This is a genomic window from Mesorhizobium sp. M1006 (assembly GCF_040318825.1).
In the GTDB taxonomy this organism is placed as follows: Bacteria; Pseudomonadota; Alphaproteobacteria; order Rhizobiales; family Rhizobiaceae; genus Mesorhizobium.
Genome location: NZ_JAMYMZ010000093.1, coordinates 1 through 9,138, shown reverse-complemented (window position 1 = coordinate 9,138; position 9,138 = coordinate 1). Strand labels below are relative to the sequence as shown.

At 61.1% G+C, this 9,138-nt stretch carries 4 protein-coding genes and 6 pseudogenes; 3 read left to right on the top strand and 7 right to left on the bottom strand.

Annotated features, from left to right (window positions below):
- Positions 1–155 (top strand): annotated as a pseudogene (locus tag NKH60_RS34060) (LysR family transcriptional regulator); the annotation flags it as partial.
- A gap of 126 nt (positions 156–281) precedes the next feature.
- Here the strand turns inward: NKH60_RS34060 and NKH60_RS34055 are convergent.
- The 6 genes and pseudogenes from NKH60_RS34055 to NKH60_RS34030 form a co-directional block, all read right to left on the bottom strand.
- A pseudogene (locus tag NKH60_RS34055) lies at positions 282–583 on the bottom strand (aminotransferase class I/II-fold pyridoxal phosphate-dependent enzyme); the annotation flags it as partial.
- Positions 555–1,548 (bottom strand): annotated as a pseudogene (gene bioB / locus NKH60_RS34050) (biotin synthase BioB). The pseudogenes bioB and NKH60_RS34055, both read right to left, overlap by 29 nt.
- Before the next feature lie 178 nt (positions 1,549–1,726).
- Positions 1,727–2,658 (bottom strand): annotated as a pseudogene (locus tag NKH60_RS34045) (recombinase family protein).
- A 122-nt stretch (positions 2,659–2,780) separates the two neighbouring features.
- Positions 2,781–4,003 (bottom strand): annotated as a pseudogene (locus NKH60_RS34040) (site-specific integrase).
- A 356-nt stretch (positions 4,004–4,359) separates the two neighbouring features.
- Positions 4,360–4,650: a hypothetical protein gene (locus tag NKH60_RS34035; protein ID WP_352874985.1), complete on the bottom strand. Its 291-nt coding sequence runs from the start codon at positions 4,648–4,650 to the stop codon at positions 4,360–4,362.
- Positions 4,651–4,698: 48 nt separating this feature from the next.
- A complete protein-coding gene (locus NKH60_RS34030; RefSeq protein ID WP_352874987.1) occupies positions 4,699–4,875 on the bottom strand; it encodes a helix-turn-helix domain-containing protein in 177 nt (58 codons plus the stop codon).
- Positions 4,876–5,815: 940 nt separating this feature from the next.
- Between NKH60_RS34030 and NKH60_RS34025 the strand changes: the two genes are divergently transcribed.
- The gene (locus NKH60_RS34025; protein WP_352874983.1) at positions 5,816–7,108 is read left to right on the top strand and encodes a hypothetical protein; all 1,293 of its coding nucleotides are present in this window, start codon (positions 5,816–5,818) and stop codon (positions 7,106–7,108) included.
- A gap of 183 nt (positions 7,109–7,291) precedes the next feature.
- Positions 7,292–7,669, top strand: a complete 378-nt coding sequence (locus tag NKH60_RS34020; protein WP_352874981.1) for a TniB family NTP-binding protein — start codon at positions 7,292–7,294, stop codon at positions 7,667–7,669.
- Positions 7,670–8,092: 423 nt separating this feature from the next.
- Here the strand turns inward: NKH60_RS34020 and NKH60_RS34015 are convergent.
- Positions 8,093–9,138, bottom strand: a pseudogene (locus NKH60_RS34015) (MFS transporter); the annotation flags it as partial.

Sequence of the window (9,138 nt, the reverse complement as noted above, 5' to 3'; positions counted from 1 at the left end):
TCGATCCGGTGATTACCCGTTCCGTTGTGCTTGCCGTCAACCCGAAGGATGAGCGCTCTCCAGCCGTATCGGCGGTCCGCAAGCTAATCCCCAAGGTTGTAAAGACTTTGATCGAGGGCAAGTACTGGGCAGCCACGGTTCCGAACCGGGTTTAGCGGGCGGCAAATTACCCAAGCTTTATGCGGAGATGGCGGCCGCCTCGATCGAGAACATCGAAGACCTTTTTTCCGAAACCGACGCCAGGGCCGTCAAGAATGCGGCGAATGCGATCGTAAGGGCGCGGCGACATAGCCGCCGCCAAAAAGAGGGCACGCTCCGTGTGGAAGAACCCGGCTGCCTTGGCCTCAAGCTCCTCATGTTCGGGCGCATTGCCCCGAAGAAGTCGCGAACCGCTTGCTCCGACTGGCGTGCCACGGGAGAGCGCTGCGGCGACTGCATTGGCGAGCCTCGCGGATCCCGCGAGCCCGAGATAGTCGTTCGACGCAAAGTCGAACCCCTTGCGAGGCGACAGCGTTCTCAGCCGGTCCCTTCGCGCGAGACCGCGCAAGGTCGCGTCATAGCGTGCGAGAAACGCAGCATTCATTGCGCTTCAAGTTCCATGGGCCGATGCCGAGACGCTGCAACAGCAAAATATCCTTGTCCTCGCCGGGATTGTCGGCCGTCAGCAGCGTATCTCCGACGAAGATCGAGTGGCTCCCGCGAAGAAGCAAACCGCCTGCATCTCATCGGTCATGGCGGTGCGGCCGGCGGACAGGCGAACATGCGATTTCGGCATCATGATGCGTGCGAGCGCGATATGCGAACGAACTCGATCGGCTCGATGGGCTTTGCCTCAGCCAGCGGCGTTGCTGCGATCGGAATCAGCATATTAATCGGGACGCTCTCCGGATGTTCCGGCAGGTTGGCCAGCGTCACCAGCATGTCGATCCGGTCTATGGGGTCTTCGCCCATGCCTACAATGCCGCCGCAGCACACCTTGATGCCGGATTGGCGAACATGCGCCAGCGTCTCCAGCCGGTCCGCAAAGCTCCGCGTGCTGACGATCTCGCTATAGTAACGTTCCGACGTATCGATGTTGTGATTGTAGTAGTCGAGGCCCGCGCCTTTCAGGCGCTGGGCATCTTCGGCGCGAAGCATGCCGAGTGTCATGCAGGTTTCCATGCCGAGCGCTTTCACGCCCTCCACCATGGCGACGACCGCATCCATGTCCCGCGCCTTGGGGCTTCGCCAGGCAGCGCCCATGCAATAGCGGGTGGCGCCGGCGTCGCGCGCCTTGCTCGCTTCGGCAATGACGCGCTGCACCTCCATCAGCTTCGATGCCTTCAGCCCGGATTCGTGATGCGCGGACTGGCTGCAATAGCCGCAATCCTCCGGACATCCGCCTGTCTTGATGCTGAGAAGCCGGCTGAGCTGGATCTTGTTGGGATCGAAATTCTCGCGATGGACAGTTTGCGCCAGGAAGAGGAGATTGTTGAAGGGTGCGTCGTGAAGTGCCCGAGCCTTCTCCAGGGTCCACGTCGCGTTATCAGTGGATTGAGCCTCTGGCATTGCCTTCGTCGAATTCGGTGCGTGCATTTCCATCCTGTTCCTTCGGTTCTGTCTTTTAGGCATCTTTGCTGGCTGATTGACGGCGATCGGAACGGGCATCAACCCGCTGCCGTTCGTTCGCCAGGCGGTCATGGGTCACGATAGTCGAGGCCGATATCCAGGATCGGCGCGCTGTGGGTCAGATGGAAATCAGATCGACGCCCGTCGCGGCAATCTCCGCCGCCGTATCGAGCGTGATCCTGCCGGATGCCTCGGTGATCGCACGACCGGCAACCATCGCCACCGCTTGCCGCAGATCCTCGCCAGCGATGTCGCGGAGCGACAGGTCTGGATTAGACTGCGAAATCCCTGCCACAAGAGTCATCAGGCGATCTTCGGGAGGCAGAGGGGACGCCCGCTTTAGCAGTGTGGATTCGGCCAGGTGCTCGGTGACGAGCCACCTCACTGCCCGCCGCAGTCGTTCAGGCGTCCACTCGAGGCCGCGCTGCTTCAGGACCCGAGCGATATCGTCCCAGTTGTGGTCTGGTCGCATCCGGCGGACCGTCGGAAGCCACTGGTTCATCGTTGATTGTAGCCGTCGGCCATAGGCTGCCTTTTGCACCGCTGTCATCTTCACCAGGGCTTCGGGCCTGCGCTCCCGGATACCAGGATTGCCTGGCAGCCGCCCCTTCGATCGTGCAGCGATGATCCCGGCCTTGGTCCGCTCCGAAATCAGCGCACGCTCGAGCTGGGCAACGGCGCCGAGTACCTGTAGCGAAAACATGCCCTGTGGCGTCGACGTGTCGATTGGATCTCGGAGAGATCGGAAATGCGCGCCCTTCTCAGTCAGATCCTCGATCACCTGAAGAAGGTGGCTGACCGAGCGCGCAAGGCGATCGAGACGCACGACGACCAGGACATCGCCGGCGCCGATGTCGCTCATCAACCGCAGTAGGGCCGGGCGGCTCTCGACACACCTGATCCATGTTCCTGAACGACGACGTCACAACCGGCCGATCGCAGCTCAATCTCCTGCGCTTCCGTCGCTTGTTCGTCCGTCGACACGCGCGCGTAGCCGATTTGCCGGCCTTTTGGTCGTCCGGAGCGTCGATCTTGCGCTTCACGGGCCATTTGCGGCGTCTCTCAGCATAGGAAAGGGGCGGTTGTACAAACACCGAAGATATCAAAAAACGATCGGATCGGCATCTCTGCGCCGTCGGGAGGGTGTCAGCGGGGGAGGGGAGGGGGCTTTTCTAGAGTCCCGACGCCTTGGTGAGGTTGACCCGAAAGCGGTCGCGCCGCCGTTGGTACCTACGGGTCATCTCGGCGGAGGTGTGGCCAAGCTGCTTCTGCACGTAGCGCTCGTCGACTTCGGCCGACGACGCAAGGCCGGCGCGCAGCGAATGGCCGGCAAAGAGCCTTCCGCGCTCGCTTTCCGACAGATCGCCGCGCACGCCGGCGGCCAGTGCGGTCCGCTTGACGAGGCGGGCGACCTCCTGGTCGTTGAGCCGATCCGCGCCGACCGCCTTGCCCTGGCCAGTGACGCGCCGGAAGAGGGGACCGTGCGCGATACGTGCGAGCTTGAGCCAGGTTTCCAGTGCTACACCGGGCAGGTCGTATCAGACGAGCCACGCCCCACTTCGACCTCGCGCCAACCGGTCTTGCCGCGCAGGCGGACCAGCATGCCCTTGTCGAGGATCTCCACCCAGCCGCGGCCATCCTCGGTCTGGTCACGGCCACAGTCCAGGCCGACGACCTCGGAGCGGCGCAGGCCGCCGGCGAAGCCGAGCAGCAGCATGGCGCGGTCGCGCAGGCCGCGCAGGCTGCCGCGGTCGAGCGTTTCCAGCATGGCGATCAGATCTTCGGGCAACACCGCCTCCTTCTGCCGGGGCGGGGCGGCGTGCTTGTTGCGGATGCCGGCCATGACGGTAGCGATATGGCGATCCTTCCTGTCAAGCGGCTGGCCGCGCTGCGCATAGTTCCACGTCAGCGAGGACAGCCGGCGCTCGATGGTCGACACGGAGTTCGGCCTCTTGTCGCCGGTCGCCGCGCCAGAGGCGCACGCAGTGATGTAGAGCCCGACCACCTGGGGATCCGGCGGGAACGTCTCGACTCCCTGGCGCCGGCACCAACTCGCAAACTGCCGCCAGTCCGACGTATAGGCGCGGCGAGTGTTGGCAGAGCTTGCCGCCTCGACATAGTCGCGCGCGCGCCCGGCGAGTGCGTCGAGATGCGCCGGTAGGCGAGGGTTCGCGACGGCCGGAAGAGGGGTGGGGGCGTCGGCCGGCGGCTCTTTCGGCGTCCTGCTCATCTCCAGGACGACGTCGATGATGTCCGGCATATCGTCGGCGATCGAGACGTCGGGCTCGGCCGAGCCTGCTGGCGCGGTTTGGTCGACACCCGGCGCCGTTTCCTGTGGTTCAGCGGAGCGGTGCCGGGCACGCCTCTCGGGGTTTTGATCGATGAGAGAGGCCATTTCCCAGGGGTCTCACAAAACGAACGATAATGCATTATCGTTCGTATTGTATCCACGACAGGCTGTGCGTTTTTGTGCGCAGGTTGTGATGTCCGGAATTATTTGTCGTCGGTGAGACTCCGAGTCCAGAATTATTTGTCGTCGGCCGGACTTCTAAGTGGCTCACATACCACCCCTTTCGCCCGAAGAGGTTCCCAATGCCCTTCGGCCAACAGGTTACCAATGTGCCCCAACGACAATCAATTCCGAACTGGCCCTAAGGATCTGTCTTCATTAAGCTTATTGCGGCCCTGATTGGGAACCTAAAGCCACCCAAGACGCGGATTGGTAACCCACAGGAACAGGTTTGGTAACCCTTATCGAGTGAGTCCCGCTCGCACCTCTCGGCGGATTCGTTTCAGTTCTGCTGCGGTTAGCATATTCCCGTCCACGGCGCGCATGGCCAACGCAACAACACGGCTCGCCACATATTGGTCATTGATCGTTTCGTCGATGCGCTCTGCCTCATCGAGCTTTACGATTTCCGGGAATATTCGAAGGCGGTTATCAGCGATCCAAATGGCCCAGTCCCTAGCGGACGCGTCATCGAGCTGACGGCCCAGCGATATTGCAGCGCTTAAGAGTATCTTCTCGCCGGCGGCTGACATTGATATTGCCTCCGCGACGTCGACGGTCTCGGACGATCTTGAAAGAGTCTATACGCTCGTCATGTAGCATATCTCCACAAAATCCTCAGGAATTGCCCCGCGCCGACGCCAGCTTGCTAACGTTGACTTGCCAATGTTTACCTTGCGCGAGAGGTCGTCGTCGCTAGTTACCTTGAAGTGCCGCTTTAGCTCGCGGATGTAGCGATCAACAATCGAGTCTGTCATCTGGGGGAGTTGACGGCGTTTCGTTTTGAAATCACGATTGCAAAGTAATTGCAACCGGGTTTCAAAAGGGCATGCAAACAGGTTCCCCCGCTCTCCTCGTAAAAGTGCGTGCGGGGTTTGTGGCGCAAGGTTCATCCCTAAACAGGTGGTACCAGGATCACGGCATTTGCCGAATGTTAGCCGTTTATGCGGTGACCGAAAAGCGCAACGGGCCGAACGCACTGGCCCTGCACGAGATGCTCTGCCGCGACAGCAGCAGCCATGCTATGGGTGAGTGGCTGTCGACAATTGAGTTTGCTGCGCTGGTCGGCATTAGGCGACAAGTCGCTCACCGCGCTCTTCTTCGGCGTCGCTGGCGCAAAAACCCGCTCGAAGTGCGGAAGGTCAATGGTCGGCGCGGCGGCAACGCCGGGGAGCAATATCAGGTCAATTCCACCTCTCTGCCGCTCGAATACCAGCACCGTTTAAAGGCCTCTCAAACCCGCGTTGAAAATCACTGGAAATCGATCACCGGCAGGACGGCAGGGCACGCATGGTGGCTCGATTACCTAAGGTCAGCGCTTCAGCATCCAGCTAACTCGACTGCCCGCGCCGACGCCCTGGCCGAACTGGCAGACAAGCCAACGCGGGACTGGGAGGGTAGGGCGGTCAGCTATTCCCTGCGCACGCTGCACCGTCATGCCGCACGCTTTGACGAAGGCATGAAAGTCGGCCGGCATGGTCGATCGGACAAGGGCAAGAAGCGTGTCGTCATAAGCCGAAAGTGGGACGAGCTGGTTCCGTTCGACGCCCCCACCAGGGCGAAAATCGCGGAGGACCTAAAACAGGAAATCCGCGGCCTCCTCAAAGGCGGCATGTCGTGGGGCCACACCCTGCAAGAGGCCGAGAAATTCCTGATTGACGCGACTCTCGCCTGGGGCTTCCGTCCGACGATGCTAACGTGCTGGAGCGCGCTTGTTCTATCCCAACCCAACTCGTCTCGGTGGAACTCCACTTCCGTAACGTCCACCAGTTTAAGCGCGACCATAAGGCCTATGATGATCGCCGGCCGCGCATCCGCCGCACCATCGCCGGCATGCAGCCGATGGAGCTGGTGGTAGGCGATGTTCACCCTGTGGACATTCACCTCACTCGTCCTGACGGCACAGTCGCGACTGCTAGGCTGATCGGATTCTTAGACTGGGCGACGCAGCGCCTCTGGATCGGGCTGATCTTTTTCGAAAAGCGCGGCGGCGTGCAAAATCGCGACGTAATCGAGGTCTTCGCGGCCATGATCGAAGCGTGGGGCATGCCGCAGTCGCTCTATGTCGACAACGGCAAGGAATTCGGCTTCGCCGCTTTTCTGGACGATGCCATGCAGCTTACCGTGCCGGGCTTCCATGGCCCCTCCCGATCAACCCGCGTCATCAACGCTTTGCCCTACAACGCCTCCGCAAAGCCGATTGAGCGTTTATTCGGTGACTTGGAGACGCGCTATTTCTGCACGGCGCGCGGCCACATCGGCGGCAACCGAATGAGCAAGAAGCAGGAGGCGATCGGCAGGACGGTCGCTCCGTTCGGCGCGTTCGAGGATGTGGTGCCAGCCATAGAACGCTTCGTGCGCACCTATAATCACACTGCGCAGGGCAAGAAGAGCGCGCTCAAAGGTCTCTCACCTGAAGCCACATACCGCAAATACCTCGAGGCGGGATGGGCGCCGACTGCGATGAGCCGCGATGAAGTGCGCGCGGCATGTGCCCGAACCGAAGAGCGGTCGGTTGTTCAGGGTGCGATATCGGTCGGTGGCCGCCATTGGACATGCCCGGAATTGCAGGCGTACCAGTACGAGAAGATTTGGGTCCGTGTGCCGGCCTATCACACACCGGCCGAGTTGCTCTTGCTTGACCGGTATGGTGAACGAGTCGGCATAGCCTCTCCCGATGTCGAGTTCCATCCGCTCGACAAGCGCGGCGCAAAAACAGCAGCGGAACGCGCGAGGGTGCATCGGCAGGCGGTGCGTGACCTCGATCGATCAGCGCCTGATATCGATGTGGCTGCACGCCTGATCGCACGCGGCGAAGCCCAGCCTGACACGATTCCCTACGAGCCGTTCGGCATCGTCTCTTACGATCCGGCGAAGCGGCCGGCGCGGATCGTGATGCCGAAGAGGCCTTTGCCCTCCGAAGAGCGCCGACGCGAACAGGACGAGCGCATAGCCGCTCAGATGGACTTGGCGAAGAGGATCGTCGAATGAGTTTATCGAAACCCGCGCCGCGCTCACCGTGCGGGCTGCCTTCGATACGGCGGTCAAGATGCGATATCCAGTGCTTGCGGTCGGCAAAGCCGGACTCGGAAAGACTGTTGCGCTCAGGTGGATAGCCGACCAGAGTGGAGCTGCCTACTGTGAGGTTGCGCAGCATACAAGGCCATCAGGCCAATGTTCAAGATGCTGCACGACGCCTACGGCGTTCAAAAGGACAGCAAGTTCACATACGGCCTAGCGAAGGATTGCATCAATTTCTTGGGCGCCCGATACCCAACGCGTCCGTTGCTTGTAGACGAATATCAGAACTTCACACCCACCGTGCTGCGGGAGCTGCTGCATCTTCAGGAGCGCTGCGGTTTCGCGTTGCTGCTCGCTGGTAACACTCATCGGTTAGCGGGCACGAGGCGTGACACCCACGCTATGGATCAGATCGAAAGCCGTATCGGCATGCGTTTCGAAATCGGGCAGCCGACGCGGGAGGATTGCATAAGGATCGGCGTCGAACACAACGTTGAGGGAACCGACAGCTACGAAGCGATTGCCGTCTAGGGTGAGAACACCTCCCTACGAGCGCTTTGCTACCTTCTCCAGAACTGCGTTGCCGCTTCCAGCGGGCTCGGCAGCATTCGTCTTCCCCGGATCGAGACCACGCTTCGCGGCATGTCGTGCGCCAGCGATGTGCTCAAGCTTCTGCACGAGCGCCGAAACGACCGTCAGCCCCGAACCGCAAGCGCCCAGGAGAAGCAAGTGCGCGAACGGGAAACCATGTTGTCGCGTAGAGTACTGAATACGAGCCGCCGGTCGCGGTTCGGAGGTGACCAGGTTCCAATCTCAATCAGCCATCCATGGTTTCATCCGGGCGGCCGGCGGCCGGCGGCCACAAGGCCGCCTGCGTAGATCCACGGTTTGCCATGGTGCGCACAGTACCGCACACGACCTCACGAAGCCCGGCTTAATTCCGGACAACGACAGATAATTCTGGACGGCACAACGGCTAAGAGCGTGGCGCTTTGCACGCATGCAGGCGAGAAAAGCGTCGGTATTCTTCTCGGATATGGAATAGTCGACCTTGGCAACGATCGGGCCGCTCCTTGGCTTCAGATCGAGCGCCAGCTCCGGGGCTAGAAACTCCGAACTTTCCTGATCCGTTTCTTCCCAAGGCCGCAGCGGCAACACTATCCCCGCAGCTGCGACCAGCAACAGGGCTATTGCGGCACCCTCCAAAGCCCATGTCAGAGAGTAGTTCTGTGCGACAGAACCCCAGATCCAGCTGCCGGCGGCCATACCGCCAGCGCTCAAGGCGTAGTAGATCGAGAGCGTGCGGCCTACAACCCACCTTGGGCTTGCCAGCTGCACCGACACGTCAATGCCGGTCCAGGTGATGAGCCAACCCGCTCCGCCGAGTGCCAGCGAAATCGCCGCCACAGCGACCGACGATGTAAGGGCCAGGGAGAGGCAACAGACCGCACAAGCGACAGAGGCCAAGGCCACCAGCCTGTTTTGAGACGTGATCCGCCTTAGGAAGCCGTTGCTCATGCCTGCAATGAAAGCACCCATGCCGAAGCCGGCTAACAGGATGCCATAGACGATTGGCCCACTTTTCAACTGATCCCGGACGACGAGAGGGAGCAACGCCAGTATGGCGATGCTGGCCAACCCGAAAAGGGCTGCACGGGCGATCGCCGCCCGGATCTCCAAGGACATCGCCGTGAAGCGGAGGCCGTCATGAACCGCCGTCGTCATTTTCTCACGAGGGAGAGGCGAAGTGCGCACCTTCCATTTGGTGCGCCATAGTGCGCTTAGAGGCACCAGATCACTCACCGCAGCCAATGCAAAAGCGGCCAGCGGTCCAAAGAAGGCCATGATAAGACCGCCCAAAGCCGGCCCGATGCTGCGCACGATGTTGTATCCGACCGACATAAGCGTCACCGCAATGAATGTCGCGCTTGTGAAGGATATCGCCAACGGAGGCATGCCAGGCCGGATCATTCAAGGCAAAACCGCAGCCGGCCAGGAAA